This window comes from Mycolicibacterium flavescens, from assembly GCF_001722335.1.
Lineage (GTDB): Bacteria > Actinomycetota > Actinomycetes > Mycobacteriales > Mycobacteriaceae > Mycobacterium > Mycobacterium flavescens.
This window is the reverse complement of record NZ_MIHA01000022.1, coordinates 16,905-32,791: the sequence shown is the minus strand read 5'-3', so window position 1 is coordinate 32,791 and position 15,887 is coordinate 16,905. Positions and strand designations below refer to the sequence as shown.

General features: G+C 67.0%; 20 protein-coding genes. 9 read left to right on the top strand and 11 right to left on the bottom strand.

All coding sequences use genetic code 11. The annotated features are described in order from the left end of the window. Nucleotides 1–64: 64 nt before the first annotated feature. Both hypB and BHQ18_RS23690 read right to left on the bottom strand, forming a co-directional pair. The gene (hypB, locus tag BHQ18_RS23695) at nucleotides 65–841 is read right to left on the bottom strand and encodes a hydrogenase nickel incorporation protein HypB (RefSeq protein WP_069416100.1); all 777 of its coding nucleotides are present in this window, start codon (nucleotides 839–841) and stop codon (nucleotides 65–67) included. A 1-nt stretch (nucleotide 842) separates the two neighbouring features. After that, nucleotides 843–1,172 carry a hydrogenase maturation nickel metallochaperone HypA/HybF gene (locus tag BHQ18_RS23690; protein ID WP_069416099.1) on the bottom strand — a complete coding sequence of 110 codons (330 nt, stop codon included), beginning with the start codon at nucleotides 1,170–1,172 and terminating at the stop codon, nucleotides 843–845. A gap of 261 nt (nucleotides 1,173–1,433) precedes the next feature. Between BHQ18_RS23690 and recA the strand changes: the two genes are divergently transcribed. Together recA and recX are read left to right on the top strand one after the other, a co-directional pair. Next, on the top strand, nucleotides 1,434–3,566 hold the full coding sequence (recA, locus tag BHQ18_RS23685; RefSeq protein ID WP_069416098.1) for an intein-containing recombinase RecA: 2,133 nt from the start codon (nucleotides 1,434–1,436) through the stop codon (nucleotides 3,564–3,566). After that, nucleotides 3,532–4,053 (top strand): recombination regulator RecX, encoded by a 522-nt coding sequence (recX, locus tag BHQ18_RS23680; RefSeq protein WP_069416097.1) that lies wholly within the window; start codon nucleotides 3,532–3,534, stop codon nucleotides 4,051–4,053. The genes recA and recX overlap by 35 nt, the downstream gene beginning before the upstream one ends. On the opposite strand, the gene BHQ18_RS23675 is transcribed toward recX, so the two are convergent. Together BHQ18_RS23675 and BHQ18_RS23670 are read right to left on the bottom strand one after the other, a co-directional pair. Continuing rightward, on the bottom strand, nucleotides 4,010–4,282 hold the full coding sequence (locus tag BHQ18_RS23675) for a hypothetical protein (protein WP_069416096.1): 273 nt from the start codon (nucleotides 4,280–4,282) through the stop codon (nucleotides 4,010–4,012). The genes recX and BHQ18_RS23675 overlap by 44 nt on opposite strands. Then, nucleotides 4,279–4,623 carry a DUF1622 domain-containing protein gene (locus tag BHQ18_RS23670; RefSeq protein WP_084294318.1) on the bottom strand — a complete coding sequence of 115 codons (345 nt, stop codon included), beginning with the start codon at nucleotides 4,621–4,623 and terminating at the stop codon, nucleotides 4,279–4,281. Before BHQ18_RS23670 ends, BHQ18_RS23675 begins: the two co-directional genes overlap by 4 nt. 145 nt (nucleotides 4,624–4,768) lie before the next feature. Between BHQ18_RS23670 and BHQ18_RS23665 the strand changes: the two genes are divergently transcribed. Beyond that, on the top strand, nucleotides 4,769–5,590 hold the full coding sequence (locus BHQ18_RS23665; protein ID WP_069416094.1) for a TIGR03560 family F420-dependent LLM class oxidoreductase: 822 nt from the start codon (nucleotides 4,769–4,771) through the stop codon (nucleotides 5,588–5,590). 2 nt (nucleotides 5,591–5,592) lie between these two features. On the opposite strand, the gene BHQ18_RS23660 is transcribed toward BHQ18_RS23665, so the two are convergent. The 4 genes from BHQ18_RS23660 to BHQ18_RS23645 are packed head-to-tail and all read right to left on the bottom strand — an operon-like array spanning nucleotide 5,593 to nucleotide 8,739. Then, the gene (locus tag BHQ18_RS23660; protein ID WP_069416093.1) at nucleotides 5,593–6,474 is read right to left on the bottom strand and encodes an amino acid ABC transporter permease; all 882 of its coding nucleotides are present in this window, start codon (nucleotides 6,472–6,474) and stop codon (nucleotides 5,593–5,595) included. Then, on the bottom strand, nucleotides 6,471–7,154 hold the full coding sequence (locus tag BHQ18_RS23655; protein WP_069416092.1) for an amino acid ABC transporter permease: 684 nt from the start codon (nucleotides 7,152–7,154) through the stop codon (nucleotides 6,471–6,473). The genes BHQ18_RS23660 and BHQ18_RS23655 overlap by 4 nt, the downstream gene beginning before the upstream one ends. Before the next feature lie 27 nt (nucleotides 7,155–7,181). Beyond that, entirely contained in the window at nucleotides 7,182–7,994 is an 813-nt protein-coding gene (locus BHQ18_RS23650) for a glutamate ABC transporter substrate-binding protein (protein ID WP_069416091.1), read from the bottom strand. Nucleotides 7,995–8,010: 16 nt separating this feature from the next. Further along, nucleotides 8,011–8,739 carry an amino acid ABC transporter ATP-binding protein gene (locus BHQ18_RS23645; protein WP_069416090.1) on the bottom strand — a complete coding sequence of 243 codons (729 nt, stop codon included), beginning with the start codon at nucleotides 8,737–8,739 and terminating at the stop codon, nucleotides 8,011–8,013. A 205-nt stretch (nucleotides 8,740–8,944) separates the two neighbouring features. On the opposite strand from BHQ18_RS23645, the gene miaB reads away from it, so the two are divergent. Together miaB and BHQ18_RS23635 are read left to right on the top strand one after the other, a co-directional pair. Then, nucleotides 8,945–10,498 carry a tRNA (N6-isopentenyl adenosine(37)-C2)-methylthiotransferase MiaB gene (miaB, locus tag BHQ18_RS23640; RefSeq protein ID WP_069416169.1) on the top strand — a complete coding sequence of 518 codons (1,554 nt, stop codon included), beginning with the start codon at nucleotides 8,945–8,947 and terminating at the stop codon, nucleotides 10,496–10,498. Then, complete coding sequence (locus BHQ18_RS23635) at nucleotides 10,486–11,070, top strand: Rv2732c family membrane protein (RefSeq protein WP_069416089.1); 585 nt, start codon at nucleotides 10,486–10,488, stop codon at nucleotides 11,068–11,070. The genes miaB and BHQ18_RS23635 overlap by 13 nt, the downstream gene beginning before the upstream one ends. Nucleotides 11,071–11,100: 30 nt before the next feature. Here BHQ18_RS23635 and BHQ18_RS30635 read toward each other — a convergent pair whose 3' ends face one another. Next, on the bottom strand, nucleotides 11,101–11,400 hold the full coding sequence (locus tag BHQ18_RS30635) for a copper chaperone PCu(A)C domain-containing protein (RefSeq protein WP_234794293.1): 300 nt from the start codon (nucleotides 11,398–11,400) through the stop codon (nucleotides 11,101–11,103). On the opposite strand from BHQ18_RS30635, the gene BHQ18_RS30630 reads away from it, so the two are divergent. The 3 genes from BHQ18_RS30630 to BHQ18_RS23620 all read left to right on the top strand — a co-directional run bounded on the left by BHQ18_RS30630 (nucleotide 11,390) and on the right by BHQ18_RS23620 (nucleotide 13,224). Continuing rightward, nucleotides 11,390–11,626, top strand: a complete 237-nt coding sequence (locus tag BHQ18_RS30630) for a hypothetical protein (protein WP_234794292.1) — start codon at nucleotides 11,390–11,392, stop codon at nucleotides 11,624–11,626. The two genes, BHQ18_RS30635 and BHQ18_RS30630, sit on opposite strands and share 11 nt — an antisense overlap. A 414-nt stretch (nucleotides 11,627–12,040) precedes the next feature. Continuing rightward, a complete protein-coding gene (locus tag BHQ18_RS23625) occupies nucleotides 12,041–12,883 on the top strand; it encodes a SigB/SigF/SigG family RNA polymerase sigma factor (RefSeq protein WP_084294309.1) in 843 nt (280 codons plus the stop codon). Nucleotides 12,884–12,897: 14 nt separating this feature from the next. After that, a complete protein-coding gene (locus BHQ18_RS23620) occupies nucleotides 12,898–13,224 on the top strand; it encodes a hypothetical protein (RefSeq protein WP_234794291.1) in 327 nt (108 codons plus the stop codon). Between the two features lie 245 nt (nucleotides 13,225–13,469). On the opposite strand, the gene BHQ18_RS23615 is transcribed toward BHQ18_RS23620, so the two are convergent. Continuing rightward, complete coding sequence (locus BHQ18_RS23615; RefSeq protein WP_069416086.1) at nucleotides 13,470–13,907, bottom strand: lipoprotein LpqH; 438 nt, start codon at nucleotides 13,905–13,907, stop codon at nucleotides 13,470–13,472. 183 nt (nucleotides 13,908–14,090) lie between these two features. Here BHQ18_RS23615 and BHQ18_RS23610 point away from each other — a divergent pair, with 183 nt between their 5' ends. Beyond that, on the top strand, nucleotides 14,091–14,465 hold the full coding sequence (locus BHQ18_RS23610; RefSeq protein WP_234794298.1) for a lipoprotein LpqH: 375 nt from the start codon (nucleotides 14,091–14,093) through the stop codon (nucleotides 14,463–14,465). 4 nt (nucleotides 14,466–14,469) lie between these two features. Here the strand turns inward: BHQ18_RS23610 and BHQ18_RS23605 are convergent, their stop codons facing one another. After that, entirely contained in the window at nucleotides 14,470–15,798 is a 1,329-nt protein-coding gene (locus tag BHQ18_RS23605; RefSeq protein ID WP_084294307.1) for a DUF349 domain-containing protein, read from the bottom strand. Nucleotides 15,799–15,887: the final 89 nt, after the last annotated feature.

Below are 15,887 nucleotides of genomic sequence, written 5' to 3'. Positions count from 1 at the left end.
ACTCCCAACGTCACTCGGTGTCGTGGCACCGAGTTCGGTGCTGAACATGGGTTTACTCCGGGGGTCATATCTTGTCAACGGGTGTACGCGAGGAAGCGGTTTTTGCGCATTCGTCGATCCACTCGTACCACTGAGCGCTACCATCGCCGCTGGCGGCCGACAGCGTCAGTATCTGCGCGCGCCGGTTCAGTGATCGCACATGGCCGCAACATTTTTTGACATCAAAGACCACGTGTTGCAGCAGGTCGATCTTGTTCACGATCACCAGTTCCGCCGCGGCGAAGATGTGTGGATACTTCAGCGGCTTGTCGTCGCCCTCCGTCACCGAGATGATGACGACTTTGCCGTGTTCGCCCAGATCGAACAGGGCGGGGCAGACGAGATTCCCGACGTTCTCGATGAACAGCAGTGACTCCGGTTCCGGGTCGAGGGTCCTCAAGGCACGCTGCACCATGGCGGCGTCGAGGTGGCAGCCCGCACCGGTGTTGACTTGCACGGCGCGTGCACCCGCGGCCTTGATGCGATCGGCGTCGAGCAGTGTCTCCTGGTCGCCCTCGATGACCGCCACCGGCCGGCGCGGGCTCAGCTCGCGGATGGTGCGCTCGAGTAGCGTCGTCTTACCCGCCCCGGGCGAACTGGTGAGATTGAGCGCGAGAATGTCGCGTTCGGCCAACCAGGCGCGGTTCCGGTCGGCAAGCTCATCGTTCTTCGCAAGCACCTTCTGTTCGAGCGTGACCGTCTCGGTGTGATCGTGATGCTCGTGCTCGTGCTCGTGGGGGTGGGTGTGTCCGGGAATGGTGACGGTCACCCCGTCCTCGCCGCAGCCACAGGTTGCGCACATGTCAACTCACCTCCATCGAAAGAATCTTGAGGTCCCGTCCGGCGGTCACCTCGACGTCCGCACTGCCGCATGGGCACAGCAAGATCGGGTCGGACAGTTCGAAGCTCTCGTCGCAGGTGCGGCAGCGCGCGGCCCCGGGCTGGACGCCGATGTCCAGACGTGCCCCGTCGGCCACGGTGCCCGCGGTGGCGAGCTCGAAGCAGAACTGCATTGCGTCGGGCACGATGGCGCAGAGTGCCCCGACCTCGAGCGTGACGCAGTGCACCCGGCGGCCCGCGGCGTGCTCGCACACCGCATCGACCACGCTCTGGGTTATCGCCATCTCGTGCATGCCGGACCCCGTTCCGGGCGGGATGACTTCACCATAGGCCGCAGAGCATGGCGCAGACGCCGGATCCGCTCGACGGTTCGCTCCAGAACACGGCGTGTCAGACTTGAGTCGAACAGATGTTCGTCTACTGTGGGCAGTGTTCGACGGCTAGATGCTGGTCAGGCCGACTTGTCCCGAACTTGTCGGTGGCTGCCTCTAGCGTCACGGCCAACTGATCGAAACCGATCACCGAACAGCTAGACATCCAGGACGGAGACCATCATGGCGCAGGCACCCGACCGCGAGAAAGCCCTCGAGCTGGCCCTCGCACAGATCGACAAGAACTTCGGCAAGGGCTCGGTGATGCGGCTGGGCGAAGAGGTCCGCCAGCCGATCTCGGTCATCCCGACCGGCTCGATCGCGCTGGACGTGGCGCTCGGCATCGGCGGGCTGCCGCGCGGCCGGGTCGTCGAGATCTACGGCCCGGAATCCTCGGGTAAGACCACCGTCGCGCTGCACGCGGTCGCCAACGCGCAGGCCGCCGGCGGGATCGCGGCGTTCATCGACGCCGAGCACGCGTTGGACCCCGAGTACGCCAAGAAGCTCGGCGTGGACACCGACGCGCTTCTGGTCAGCCAGCCCGACACCGGTGAGCAGGCGCTCGAGATCGCCGACATGCTGATCCGCTCCGGCGCGCTGGACATCCTGGTCATCGACTCGGTTGCCGCGCTGGTGCCGCGCGCGGAGATCGAGGGCGAGATGGGTGACAGCCACGTCGGTCTGCAGGCCCGGCTGATGAGCCAGGCGCTGCGCAAGATGACCGGCGCACTGAGTAATTCGGGCACCACCGCGATCTTCATCAACCAGCTCCGCGAAAAAATCGGAGTCATGTTCGGGTGCTTCAATTACAGCACCCGCGTGCAGTTGGCCGACGGCTCCACCGAGAAGATCGGCAAGATCGTCAACCAGAAGATGGACGTCGAGGTGCTGTCGTATGACCCGGAGACCGATCGGGTCGTCCCGCGCAAGGTCGTGAACTGGTTCAACAACGGCCCGGCCGAGCAGTTCCTGCAGTTCACGGTTGAGAAGTCGGGCGGCAATGGCAAGTCGCAGTTTGCGGCCACCCCGAATCACCTGATTCGCACGCCCGGCGGCTGGACGGAAGCGGGCGACCTCATCGCCGGCGACCGGGTGATGGCGGCAGAGCCGCATCGACTCAGCGATCAGCAGTTCCAGGTCGTGCTCGGCTCACTGATGGGTGACGGCAACCTGTCGCCCAATCGGCAAGACCGCAACGGCGTGCGGTTCCGGATGGGACACGGCGCCAAGCAGGTGGACTACTTGCAGTGGAAGACAGCGCTTCTGGGCAATATCGCGCACTCGACCCGAGTGAACGACAAGGGTGCGACGTTTGTCGACTTCACGCCGCTGCCCGAGTTGGCCGAGCTGCAGCGCGCGGTCTATCTGGGTGACGGCAAGAAGTTCTTCTCCGAGGAATACCTCAAGGCGCTCACCCCGCTGGCGCTGGCCATCTGGTACATGGACGACGGCTCGTTCACCCTCCGGTCGAAAGGCCTGCAGGAGCGCACCGCCGGCGGCAGCGGCCGTATCGAGATCTGCGTCGAAGCCATGACCGAGGGCACGCGCGTCCGGTTGCGTGACTATCTGCGCGACACCCACGGCCTCGACGTTCGCCTGCGGCGGTCCGGTAAGGCCGGGAAAGCCGTGCTGGTGTTCTCCACCGCGGCCAGCGCGAAGTTCCAGGAGATTGTGGCGCCGCACATGGCTTCGTCGATGGAGTACAAGCTGTTGCCGCGGTTCCGCGGCAAGGCGGAGGTCACGCCGCAATTCGTGGAGCCCACGCAGCGGTTGGTGCCGGCGCGGATCCTCGATGTCCACGTCAAGCCGCATACGCGGTCGATGAATCGCTTCGACATCGAGGTCGAAGGCAACCACAACTACTTCGTCGACGGTGTCATGGTGCACAACTCACCCGAAACCACAACGGGCGGAAAGGCTTTGAAGTTCTACGCCTCGGTCCGCATGGACGTTCGACGGATCGAGACCCTCAAGGACGGCACCGACGCGGTCGGTAACCGCACCCGGGTCAAGGTCGTCAAGAACAAGGTCTCGCCGCCGTTCAAGCAGGCCGAGTTCGACATCCTCTACGGCAAGGGCATCAGCAAGGAAGGCTCGCTGATCGACATGGGTGTCGAGCAGGGCTTCATCCGCAAGTCCGGCTCGTGGTTCACCTACGAGGGTGAGCAGCTCGGCCAGGGCAAGGAGAACGCGCGTAACTTCTTGCTCGAGAACGTCGAGGTGGCCAACGAGATCGAGAAGAAGATCAAAGAGAAGCTCGGCATCGGCGCCGTGGTGACTGATGACGAAGTCCTGCCCGCCCCCGTCGACTTCTGAGGCCTCTCGCGAGGAGCAGGCGCGGAATGTGTGTCTGCGCCTGCTCACCGCGAGAGCACGCACCCGCGCGGAACTGGCCGAGCGGCTCGCCAAGCGCGGCTACCCCGAGGACGTCAGCGAACGGGTACTCGACCGGCTCGCCGAAGTCGGCCTGATCGATGACGCCGACTTCGCCGAGCAATGGGTGCAGTCGCGGAGGGCCAACGCCGGCAAGGGCAGACGGGCCCTGATCGCGGAGTTGCGGACCAAGGGCGTCGACAACGAGATCATCGACGCGGTCCTCGCCGACGACGACCCCGAGGCCGAACGTGCCCGGGCCGAACGGCTCGTCGCCGACAAGCTGCGCCGCGAGAAGCTCACCGACGACGACACGAAGCTGGCGCGGCGGCTGGTCGGGATGCTCGCCCGCCGCGGCTACAGCCAGACCATGGCGTTCGACGTCGTCAAGGTGGCGTTGGCGAACGAGCGGGAACGCCGCCGGGTATAGACGGCGTCAGACCGCGGGTGACCAGGTGGCGCACCGCGACCACGATGGCGGTGACGGCGATCGACCGCCAGGACGCGTCGGCGCTGAGCCGCAGCAGTCCGGCCGCCAGCAGGAAGTCCAACAGCACGTGCAGGGCCAGTTGCGGTCGTCGCATCACCACCAGCGTCAGCGCGGCCAGCGCGATCCCGGCCGCCGCGATGACCCAGGACAGGTCGGTGAATCCGATCACGGTGCGGTCGGGTCGTGGTCCGTACGGGCGGCGGTGCGTTGCTCGATCGCCCGTTGCTCGGCGGCGATCTCCTTGGCGAGGAAGTAGTTCAGCGCCGTGCGGATCGCGGCGATCGCCGCCAGCTTCCCGATCTCCTCGAACGACGGCGAGATCGCGGTGCGCAGGACGTCGCTGGCGAGTTGGAATTCCAGGCCGAGGGCCAGAAATCGGCCCAGGGTCAGGCGCACCGACGAGAACTCCACGGGGTCGCGGCGCAGCAGCGCGGCGAAGAACTTGACGATCGCGATCAATGCACCGATCACGATGACCAGCGCGCCCGCTGCCTCCACCAGGCGGACCATCAGATCGACACCGCTACGCAGCGTCGATTCGGGAAGGAGTTCGAATGCGAAAAGGCTCACCTGCACAGCGGTCAGTGTCCCGTAGAGCGCTGCGTTCGTGTGCCGCTACCGTGAATTCTGCTCAGTCGCGAGGTAGATTGCGCCGATGCAAGTTTCGGCCAAACTCGCACCCACCTTCGAGTATCCGGTCCTCGAGCGGTTCTGGCGCAGCGCAGACGACCTCGGATTCCCCGCGGTGTGGAACTACGACCACTTCTACGGTCTGGTGAATCCGACCACGCCGACACTGGAAGGCTGGACCAGCTTGGCGGCGATGGCGGTGGTGATCCGCCGCGCGCGGGTGGGGTGTCTGGTTTCCGGAGTCACTTACCGCAACCCGGCGGTGCTGGCGAAGATGGCCGTCACCGTCGACCACATCAGCGGCGGGCGACTCGACTTCGGAATCGGCGCCGGCTGGCACGAGAACGAACATCGCGGCTACGGCATCGACTTCCCGTCGCCGGGTCAACGGGTGGCGATGGTCGACGAGGCGCTGACCGTCATCCGACGGCTGTGGACCGAGGACGAGGTCGACTTCGACGGCCGCTTCTACACCCTGCGGGAAGCGCGCTGCGACCCGAAACCGCTGCAGCGGCCGCACCCACCGATCGTCGTAGGGGCCTCACAGCCCAAGATGCTCGCCGTCGCCGCACGCCACGCCGACGAGTGGAACATGCCGAGCACCGATCCGCGCGAATGGGCCGCCGCCCGTGACCATCTCGACGCCGCGTGCCGGGACGCCGGACGCGACCCGACGTCGATCCGGCGCGGCGTGCAGCTGTTCCTGCACCCCGACCAGCCGGACCAGGTCGAGGCGCAACTGGCCGCCGTCGCGGAGTACGCGAACCTCGGCTGCCAGCACGTCGTGCTGTCGTTCTACCATCCACCCAGCGAGGAGCTGCTGCAGCGCTGCGCGCAATTACGCTGAACTCACACCGCTTTCGCGCCCGGTGCGCCTTCTTGTTCGACGGCATCGGACTCCAGCGGCGCCGGCCCGCGGCGCGAGCGTCGCATCCGCGCCTCCACCATAGTGGCCACCAATGACAGCGCGAAGTTGATGCTGATGATCAGGATGGCGACCACAATCAGCGCCGGCAGAAGATTGCTGTAGGCCGTACCCATCTGTACGCCCTGGCGCACCAGTTCGAGGAAGGTGATGATGTACCCGATCGCGCTGTCCTTGAGCACCACGACCAGCTGCGAGATCAGCACCGGGAGCATCGATGTGACCGCCTGCGGCAACAGGATTGACCGCATGGTCTGGCCCCACGTCATCCCCACCGCGAACGACGCCTCCGACTGACCACGGGGCAGCGCGTGCACCCCGGCCCGCACGATCTCGGCGATGACCGCCCCGTTGTACAGCGTGAGGCCGGTGACGACCGCGGCCAGCGCCAGGTGCTTGGACGGGAATACGTCGTACAGCGCGAAAAGCGCGAACGCGAACAGCATCATGATCAGCACGGGCACCGCGCGGAAGAACTCGACGATGACCGCGCTGACCCAGCGGATGGGGGCGTGCGTCGACAGCCTTCCCACGCCGAGAACGAATCCCAGTATCAGCGCCAACACGATCGAGATCGCCGCCGCCGTCAAGGTGCCCTGCAGACCGGGCAGCACGTAGGTCTTCCACAAGTCCGCCGTCAGGAACGGCTGCCACTTTTCGGCGGTCAGCTGGTCCTTGGCGGCCATCTGCACCAGCACGACGCCGAAGATCACCACGGTGAGTACGAGGACGACCCCCGACACCACCCAGTTGCGGATCCGGGCCCGGGGGCCGGGAGCGTCAAAAAGTACCGAGGCCGAACTCATCTGGCGACCGCCATCCGCTTACCCAGCCACCCGAAGAAAAGGCCGGTCGGCAGGGTGAGAACCACGAAGCCGGCGGCGAAGATGGTGCCGACGGCCAGGATCGCGGCGGTGTTCTCGATCATCTCCTTCATCAGCAACGCGGCCTCGGCCACGCCGATCGCCGAGGCGATGGTCGTGTTCTTCGTCAACGCGATCAACACCGATCCCAACGGGATGATCACCGCCCGAAACGCCTGCGGCAGCAGGATGAGCCGCAGATTCTGGCTGAACGTCAACCCCAGCGACCGGGCCGCCTCGGCCTGGCCGAGCGGCACGGTGTTCACCCCCGAACGCACTGTCTCGCACACGAAAGCCGCCGTGTACAGCGCCAGCCCGACGACCGCCAACCGGAAGTTGCTGTCCTCGATCGACGTCAGCGATTGGGGGTCGACCAGCGTGATGCCCATGGTGCCCGCCAACCCGAACGAGCAGAACAGGATGATCAGCGTCAGCGGCGTGTTACGGACCACGTTGACGTACGCGGTGCCGAGCCAGTTGAGCACCGGCATCGGTGCCAGCCGCATCGCGGCCAGCACCGTGCCGAGTACCAACGCTCCGATGGCGGAGTAGACCGTCAGCTGGATCGTGGTCCAGAACGCCTCGACGATCTGGCCGACGGTGTATCCGGGGAGGACCTCCACATCACCTCCTGTCGTGGTGAAGGTCCGTCAGCTCTGGTTGATCTGCGGCGGCTGCGGTGCCGGGATACCCGCGGCGCCCAGATTGTCTTCCCAGGCCTTCGTCCATGCGCCGTCCTGCTCCATCTTGACCAGCGCGTCGTTGATCTGCGTCAGCAGTTCGGTGTCGCCCTTCTTCAGGCCGATCCCGTAGTTCTCCTCGGAGAAGGTGCCGCCGACGACCTTGAACGCGCCGGGGCTCTGCGCGGCGTACCCGGCCAGGATCACCTCGTCGGTGGTCACCGCGTCGATCGCGCCGTTCTTGAGCGCCTCGATGCACGCCGAATAGGTGTCGTACTGCTGAAGCTGCACACCCGGGAACTTGTCCTTGATGCGCTGTGCCGGTGTGGATCCCGACACCGAGCACAGCTTCTTGTTGTTCGCCAACGACGCCTCGCCGGTGATGTCGGTGTTGTCCGAGCGCACCAGCAGGCTCTGACCGGTGATCAGGTACGGCCCGGCGAAGTCGACCTTCTCCTTGCGCGCGTCGGTGATCGAGTAGGTGGCCGCGATGAACTTGACCTGACCGTTCTGGATCAGGGTCTCGCGCTGCCCGGACGGGGCTTCTTTCCACTCGATCTTGTCCTCGGGGTAACCGAGTTGCTCCGCGACGTACTTGGCCACGTCCACGTCGAATCCGCTCATCGTGCCGTCGGGGTTCTTCAGGCCCAGACCCGGTTGGTCGAACTTGGTCCCGATGACGATCGTGTCACCGCTCTCACCCCCGCCGCACGCAACAGCCGACAGCGGTAGCGCGACGGCAAGCGCGAGGGCTCCCAGGACGCGCTTCGAAATGGATGGCATTTCCAGTTCCTTTCGTCTAGTGATGAAGAATTTTGCCGAGGAAGTCCTTGGCGCGCTCGGACTTCGGATTCGTGAAGAACTCACTCGGCGGGGCAGCTTCGACGATCGCGCCGTCCGCCATGAACACCACCCGGTCGGCGGCGCCCCGGGCGAAGCCCATTTCGTGCGTGACGACCAACATCGTCATCCCCTCCTTGGCCAACGACGTCATCACGTTGAGGACCTCGTTGATCATCTCCGGGTCCAGCGCGCTGGTCGGCTCGTCGAACAGCATCACCTTCGGGTTCATCGCCAGCGACCGCGCGATCGCCACGCGCTGCTGCTGACCGCCCGACAGCTGTGCCGGGTACTTGTCGGCCTGGTTGGCCACGCCGACCCGTTCCAGCAACGACATCGCCGTCTCGCGCGCCTTGTCCTTGGACGCCTTGCGCACCTTCATCGGCGCCAGGGTGACGTTCTCCAGAATTGTCTTGTGCGCGAACAGGTTGAACGACTGGAACACCATCCCGACATCGGAGCGCAACTGCGCGAGCTTGCGTCCCTCCTCGGGCAGCACCTCGCCGTCGACGGTGATGGTGCCCGAGTCGATCGGCTCGAGCCGGTTGATCGTGCGGCACAACGTCGACTTGCCCGAACCCGACGGGCCGAGCACCACGATCACCTGGCCGCGGTCGACTTCGAGGTTGATGTCCCTGAGCACATGCAGGTCGCCGAAGTGCTTGTTGACGTCCGTCATCGAGATCATGGGCACGGTGGTTTGAGTCGGACTGACGGTGACCCCATCCGACCCGCTGGCATCCATGGGTGGAGACCTTACCGACCACTGGCCGACCTCGCCCGGAACTCGTCAATCCGTGCCGATCACCCCCGACGAATTCCCGCGAGCGCTCAGCCCGTACGTGCTCGGCAGCCGCCAGCGACCCTGTCCGTACCATGGGTCCGTGACTTCGATGGTGACCCGATCCGCGACGGCCGACGACGCCGTTCGCCATGGTGCGGCCGTCGGGTCCTCGCTCGAGCCGTCGACCACGCGCACCTACCAGGTCCGCACCTACGGCTGCCAGATGAACGTGCACGACTCCGAACGACTGGCGGGGTTGCTGGAGGCCGCGGGATACCGGCGGGCCGCCGACAGCGAGGACGCCGACGTGGTCGTGTTCAACACCTGCGCGGTGCGTGAGAACGCCGACAACAAGCTCTACGGCAACCTCAGCCATCTCGCACCGCGCAAAGCGGCCGACCCCGATATGCAGATCGCCGTCGGCGGGTGCCTGGCGCAGAAGGACCGCGACGCGGTGGTGCGCCGCGCGCCGTACGTCGACGTGGTGTTCGGCACCCACAACATCGGTTCGCTTCCGGCGCTACTGGACCGTGCCCGGCACAACCGGTCCGCGCAGGTCGAGATCGTCGAGGCCCTGCAGGAATTTCCGTCGGCGCTGCCCGCCGCCCGCGAATCCGCCTATGCCGCATGGGTGTCGGTGTCGGTGGGCTGCAACAACACCTGCACGTTCTGCATCGTGCCCGCCCTGCGTGGCAAGGAGGTCGACCGCCGGCCCGGCGATGTGCTGGCCGAAGTCCAGTCCCTGGTCGACCAGGGTGTCCTCGAGATCACACTGCTCGGGCAGAACGTCAACGCCTACGGCGTCTCGTTCGCCGACCCCGCGCAGCCGCGCGACCGCGGCGCGTTCGCCAAACTGCTGCGCGCCTGCGGAACCATCGACGGTCTGGAGCGGCTGCGGTTCACCTCACCGCACCCCGCCGAGTTCACCGACGACGTGATCGCGGCCATGGCCGAAACCCCGAATGTCTGCCCGACGCTGCACATGCCGCTGCAGTCGGGCTCCGACCGGATCCTGCGGGCGATGCGCCGGTCCTACCGCGCCGAACGGTTCCTGGGCATCATCGACCGGGTGCGCGCCGCGATCCCGGACGCGGCGATCACCACCGACCTGATCGTCGGATTCCCCGGCGAGACCGAAGAGGACTTCCAGGCCACCCTCGACGTCGTCGAACAGGCCCGCTTCGCCAGCGCGTTCACCTTCCAGTACTCCAAACGGCCGGGCACACCGGCCGCCGAGCTCGCCGACCAGATACCCAAAGCCGTTGTCGGCGAGCGTTACCAGCGTCTGATCGAGCTGCAGGAGCGGATCTCGCTCGAGGAGAACCGGGCGCAGATCGGCCGCACCGTCGAGGTGCTGGTCGCCACCGGCGAGGGCCGCAAAGACGCCAGCACCGCGCGGATGTCGGGCCGCGCCCGCGACGGCCGCCTGGTGCATTTCCACCCGGGCGACGCCGACATCAGACCCGGGGACGTCGTGACCACGACGGTGACCGGTGCCGCGCCGCACCATCTGATCGCCGACTCGGCGCTGCACCAGCACCGCCGGACCCGCGCCGGCGACGCGCACGCCGCCGGGACGCGCCCGCGCACCGGCGTCGGGCTGGGTATGCCGGGCATCGGTGCGCCCACCGAAGCCCCCGTGTCGACAGGATGTTCGCGATGACCAACGGTTTCGACCAGTTCAAGGGCGACCTGGAGGACGCCGAACGCCGCGTCGCGCGCGAAATCGACCCCGGCGCAAGAGCTTTGGTCATTGCGATCGGCGTGTTCGCGTTGCTGGTGTCGTTCATCCTGCCCTACACGGGGTCCGCGCGCGGGCTGGACGTGCTCACCTACAGCGACGCCGCGATCCGCGAAGGCGTCACGCTGCCGCTGCGGGTGTTCACCTGGTTGGCTGCGGTGTTCGGCGTCGGCTTCTCGATGCTGGCCCTGCTGACGCGGCGGTGGGCGCTGGCCTGGGTGGCGCTGGCCGGGTCGACCGTGGCGACGCTTCTGGGTCTGCTGGGGGTGTGGTCGCGCCAGACCGCTCCCGAGCAGTACCCAGGCCCCCACGTCGGGCTCATCATCGCGTGGGTGGCCGTCGCGCTGGTGACCTTCCACTGGGCGCGCGCCGTGTGGTCGCGCACCGCATTGCAATTGGCCGCCGAGGAGGAGCGTCGCCGGGCCGCCGCCGAGCGCGAGAAGAAGAGCCTGCTCGACGATCCCGACGAGGCCGACGGTTCGACCGACGGCTGATCCACCCCGCGGGCGGCCACACCGAATGGCCTACTTCTGAGTGGGACAGGCCTCGATCGGAACCTTCATCTCTAGGTCGCCCTGCTTATCGAAGTGGAACGTCATGTCCACCGACGTGCCGGGCCTGGCCGATTCCCGAAGCCCTTCGACGACGGCCGTGAAGGGTCGGTCTGGGGTGCCGTCGGTGACGTCTTCGATCGGTTGGCCGGCGGCTATCGACGTCTCGGGCGGAATCCGCAGCGTCGCGTCGGGAGACAGGCGAATCGCCTCGGCGGCGGGTGTCTCGATGCCGAGCAGGCGTTCGGGCTCGGTGATCCGGTTGTTCGTCACCGTGAACGTTAGCGCCGCCGCATCGCCGACCTGGATGGCGCACGACTCCGGTATGAACCGCGGCACGATGAACGCGTTCTCGACCGACGTCGTCTCGGTCTCCGAACCCGCGCCCCTGTTCGACGATCCGATTTCCGAAGAGTCACCGCAACCGGCGACCAGCACGCTCGTCACCAAACCGGCCGCCGCAACGCGACGCCGTGAATCGGTCAGTGTTTTCATCTGAGTTGCCTATCTCGAATCTGATGCCCGGGCTGAGGTTCTGGTTCTGAGGTGCAGCCGAGGTGGTGGTGCGGCTGCCGCGCGGTGTTGATCAACCCCACCAGGCTCAAGGCCTGCGGCGCGTTTCCCGCCACTCGCAGAGACTGGGCTTTGGTCGGGTCAAGGGTGAGAGCTTGCATGAGGTGACGAGTTGCCCGCGAACGGCGTCCCTATACGTTCGGCGGCCGACCGACACACTGCGCCGATTGCGCCTACTTCTGTTCGCTGGATCTGCGAGTCCGGGTTCACGGGTTCTTATCAGATTCCTTTCAGGTTGCGGTATCCGTGCGCCGATAGTCTGCACGTACAGGCCGGTCGTCAGCGCCCAGCCGAACGTGGGCGGGCCGGTCCGACGTCAATACCGAGAGGGGAGGCAGTCATGGTATCCGCCCTGCTGGAACCCGACAATCGCGTCGATTCCGTGGACACGGACGCGGCGGGGACTCACGAAGACGACTACGACGACGTGCACCCGCAGTGTTGCGAGCTGCGCCGCACGCCTGAGGGGGCGGGACGGGACTCGCTTCGTTGCCAGATCATCACCAGATGTTTGCCGCTGGCCGACCATATCGCGGGCCGCTTCGCCGGCCGCGGCGAATCGGCCGACGACCTGAGGCAGGTGGCCCGCCTGGGCCTGATCAAGGCAATCGACCGCTACGACCCAGGTAAGGGGCCGTTTCTCGGTTACGCCGTACCGACGATCATGGGCGAGGTTCGCCGCCACTTCCGCGACCACACGTGGGTTATGTACGTGCCCCGCAGGATCAGGGACACCCGCCAGCGCGTGCGCGCCGCGATCGGTCCGATGTCACAGCGTCTCGGCCGGGCGCCGACGGCCACCGAACTGGCCGCCGAACTCGGTGTCGACCGGGACGAGGTGGTGCAGTCGGTCAACGCGGCCGTCGCGTACCGACCGTCGTCACTCGACGCGGCTGCCCCCGGTGATGGGAAATCCGAACCGGCCGCCGCACGACAGGGCCTCGACGACCCGCGCTACAGCAGCGTCGAGGACGCGCTGACCGTCGCCGTACTGGTGAGCACGCTCACCGAGCGTGAACGGCTGATCCTGCGGCTGCGGTTCGTTGAGAACCTGCCGCAGAGCCAAATCGGCCGGCGCGTCGGCGTTTCGCAGGTACAGGTATCGAGGCTGCTCGCCGCGACGCTGGAGCGGCTGCGGCAATCTTGCCGCGAGGAATCCGCGGCGATGGGTATGAGCGCATGATTGTGCCTCGGATAGTGCTTATCGTTGGTGTCGTCGCGGCGATCGTCGGCATCGCGGGCTTGTTCACTCCAGTTTCGGCATCACCCGAAAATCTGACGATCGAGTGCGGCAGCGCCGTGGCGCCCGACCTGTCCGCCGCCCGCGCGCACGACGACGGCAGCGCAGTCAACATCCCGGTTCCCGGTGGGGTGGTCGCCGACACCGACTTCACGCGGCTGTGTCAGATGAATCTCGAAGATCGGAGGATATGGACGATCACGCTGGCGGTAGCCGGTGTCGTCGCTGCCGCCGGCGCGCTCGTGCTGGGTGCCCGCTGGAAGCGAGCCAAGCGGTCCCCCTAGCCGGCCCGTGCACTGAATTCAGGAGGTAACCCTCTGGGAGCCAAGCATCTTCGGGTCGGAGCGGCAGCGCTGGCCGCGGTCGCCGATTTTGCCGGCAAGCCGGTGCATTCCGTCGAGGACCACTGGGTGGCTTGCACCAGACGCAGGCGGGGTCCGAGCAATCAATGGTGTTCATGCGCCGGGGGGGACCGTGAGCGAACAACCGTGACGATCCGTTCGCGCACGGGCTAACGCTCGCGGCCGGGCTAGCATCCGGCCGTGACTTCGAAGCCCGCTGTCGCTGGGCGGTGAGGGTCGTCGGCGAAGTACCCGTAACCGGTGCCGCTGATCGTGGTCAGGCCATTGTCGCGGGTTGCCCGCAGTTGACCGACGCCACCCGTCCACGCGGAGCCGGTGAACCCGCCGAGGTCGCGGATCTTGACGACCTGCGCGTCGGGGCCGTCGTCCGTATCGACGATGGCCGTGAAACCCGTGTCGGCGTCCCCGCTTTCGATGGTCAGCAGCCACTTCACCTTGGCGCAGCTGACGTAGTACCGATCACCGGTGGGGTGCGAGTTGATGGACACCGTCGCGGTGCCGCCCATGGTGTCGGGTGAAGCCGGCGGTGCGGAAGAGCAGCCGGAGAGTCCTACGGTCAGCAACAGCGCTGCCGCGGTGCGCGCGACGCTGAGGTCTTCGACCATAACCGGACCTCCCGGAGTCGGGTCAAAGTCATACCCGCAATGGCTGCCCGCCATACGCCGGAGGTATGCAGCAAATCTCCGTGGGGAACGCGAATGTCAACGCCCGGCGAAGACGAGTAGCCGGAAAGTCATCGAGGCGGCACCATGGACAAACGATTTGCCGTTGCAACAGCAGCCGTGCTGATGATCCTCACGGGATGCGCGTCGGGCCCGGAACTGCTGGCCAAGCACCTCGTCCACGTGAGCATCGACGGGAAGGACACCGGCGGGCACCTCGTCGATTGCACCCAAGTGGGCTGGCTGTGGAATCTCGAGACGCTCGAGCAGACGCCCGGCCTGATCGCCCAGGTTCGCACCGGGGATCCGGTCGTCGCGCGATCGGTGCAGATCAACAACCTGGGCGGGTTCACGGGCAGCTTTTGGGACAAGACCACCGGTGAGGCCGAAGCCAGCCTGGTGGATGGCAAGTTCACGATCACCGGCACGGCGGTCGGGTTCTTCCACGACGATCCGGGCGAACGCACCACCGCGCCGTTCGAGATCTCCACCGATTGCTGAGCGTTCAGCGGCCCTTGCCGAGCGCCTCGGCGGCCGCGTCGGCCCACTGCCGCCACTGCTCGGCGTTGGCCCGCGCATCAGCGGCGTCCTTGTCGCGTCCGGCCGCGGCGGCCTTCTCCGCCTGCCGTTCGTACTGTTCGGCGCGGGCCCGGAACTGGTCGGCGCGGGCCTGCGCCTCCGGGTCGACACCGCGCGTGGGCGCCTCGCGGACTTTCTTCTCGATGGCCCGCAGCCGCCGCTCCAGATCGGCGGCCCGCTCGCGCGGCACCTTGCCGATGGCGTCCCATTTGTCGCCGATCACCCGCAGCGAGGCCCGCGCGGCGTCCAGATCCGAGGTGTCGATCTTCTCGGCTTCGGCCAGCAGCGCTTCCTTGGCCTCGGCGTTGGCGCGGAACTCGGCGTCACGTTCGGCGTTGGCCGCGTTGCGGGCGCCGAAGAACTTGTCCTGCGCGGCCTTGAACCGCTGCCACAGGGCGTCGTCGATATCCTTGGCGGCCCGCCCGGCAGCCTTCCACTCGCTGAGCAGATCGCGGAACGCCGCGCCGGTCGGGCCCCAGTCGGTGGAGTCCGACAACGCCTCGGCGCGTTCGCACAGCGCCTCCTTGGCCTGGCGGGCGCCGGCGCGGTCGCGGTCGAGCTCGGCGAAATGCGAACCGCGCCTGCGGTTGAACTGTTCGCGGGCCGCCGAGTACCGCTTCCACAGGGCATCGTCGGTCTTGCGGTCCAGTCCGGTGATCGTGCGCCACTCCTCGAGGATGTCGCGCAGCCGGTCGCCGGCGGACTTCCACTGGGTCGAGTTGGCGGCCAGGTCCTCGGCCTCGGCGGCGAGCGCCTCCTTGCGCGCGGTCTGAGCCGCGCGGAACTCCTCGCGCTTGGCCTTGTCGGCGTGCGCGGCCTCGTCGGCCTGGGTGATGATCGCGGTCAACCGCCCGGCGATCGCGTCGACGTCGCCGAGCACGTGCGCGGTCGGCAGCGTCTCGGCCAGCGCCTGCGCAGCCGCCCGGATCTTGCGGGCGTCACCGGTGCCGGACTCCAGGCGGCTCTCCATCAGCGCCACCTCGGTCGCCATGTCGTCGAAGCGCCTGCCGAAGTGCGCGTAGGCGGCTTCCGGGTCACCGGCCTGCCAGGACCCGATCACGCGCTCGCCGGAACCGGTGATCAGCCACACCGTGCCGTCGGGGTCGACCCTGCCGAAGCGGTGCGGGTCGCTTGCCGGCGGTGCGGCCACCGCCGGTGCTGCCGGCCGACCCGGCCGCGGCACGGGACGCGCAGGTCCGGGCCGGGGAGCGGGTTTGGGCGGGGAGGCCTGGCCTCCTGGCTCGCTGGTCGTCATGTCCGTATCCTCATGCCCTCCGCGCGGTCACCGCGCACCTGCCGCGCACCGCGGCGCCTGCTCGCTGTCGGCAATATTGAAACAGGTCG

Excerpts from the sequence above, each read along its gene's own strand:
- hypB (WP_069416100.1), bottom strand. The coding sequence starts at position 841 with ATGTGCGCAACCTGTGGCTGCGGCGAGGACGGGGTGACCGTCACCATT.
- BHQ18_RS23690 (WP_069416099.1), bottom strand. The coding sequence starts at position 1,172 with ATGCACGAGATGGCGATAACCCAGAGCGTGGTCGATGCGGTGTGCGAG.
- recA (WP_069416098.1), top strand. The coding sequence starts at position 1,434 with ATGGCGCAGGCACCCGACCGCGAGAAAGCCCTCGAGCTGGCCCTCGCA.
- recX (WP_069416097.1), top strand. The coding sequence starts at position 3,532 with ATGACGAAGTCCTGCCCGCCCCCGTCGACTTCTGAGGCCTCTCGCGAG.
- BHQ18_RS23670 (WP_084294318.1), bottom strand. The coding sequence starts at position 4,623 with ATGGTCCGCCTGGTGGAGGCAGCGGGCGCGCTGGTCATCGTGATCGGT.
- BHQ18_RS23665 (WP_069416094.1), top strand. The coding sequence starts at position 4,769 with ATGCAAGTTTCGGCCAAACTCGCACCCACCTTCGAGTATCCGGTCCTC.
- BHQ18_RS23660 (WP_069416093.1), bottom strand. The coding sequence starts at position 6,474 with ATGAGTTCGGCCTCGGTACTTTTTGACGCTCCCGGCCCCCGGGCCCGG.
- BHQ18_RS23650 (WP_069416091.1), bottom strand. The coding sequence starts at position 7,994 with ATGCCATCCATTTCGAAGCGCGTCCTGGGAGCCCTCGCGCTTGCCGTC.
- BHQ18_RS23645 (WP_069416090.1), bottom strand. The coding sequence starts at position 8,739 with ATGATCTCGATGACGGACGTCAACAAGCACTTCGGCGACCTGCATGTG.
- miaB (WP_069416169.1), top strand. The coding sequence starts at position 8,945 with ATGGTGACCCGATCCGCGACGGCCGACGACGCCGTTCGCCATGGTGCG.
- BHQ18_RS23635 (WP_069416089.1), top strand. The coding sequence starts at position 10,486 with ATGTTCGCGATGACCAACGGTTTCGACCAGTTCAAGGGCGACCTGGAG.
- BHQ18_RS23625 (WP_084294309.1), top strand. The coding sequence starts at position 12,041 with ATGGTATCCGCCCTGCTGGAACCCGACAATCGCGTCGATTCCGTGGAC.
- BHQ18_RS23615 (WP_069416086.1), bottom strand. The coding sequence starts at position 13,907 with ATGGTCGAAGACCTCAGCGTCGCGCGCACCGCGGCAGCGCTGTTGCTG.
- BHQ18_RS23610 (WP_234794298.1), top strand. The coding sequence starts at position 14,091 with ATGATCCTCACGGGATGCGCGTCGGGCCCGGAACTGCTGGCCAAGCAC.
- BHQ18_RS23605 (WP_084294307.1), bottom strand. The coding sequence starts at position 15,798 with ATGACGACCAGCGAGCCAGGAGGCCAGGCCTCCCCGCCCAAACCCGCT.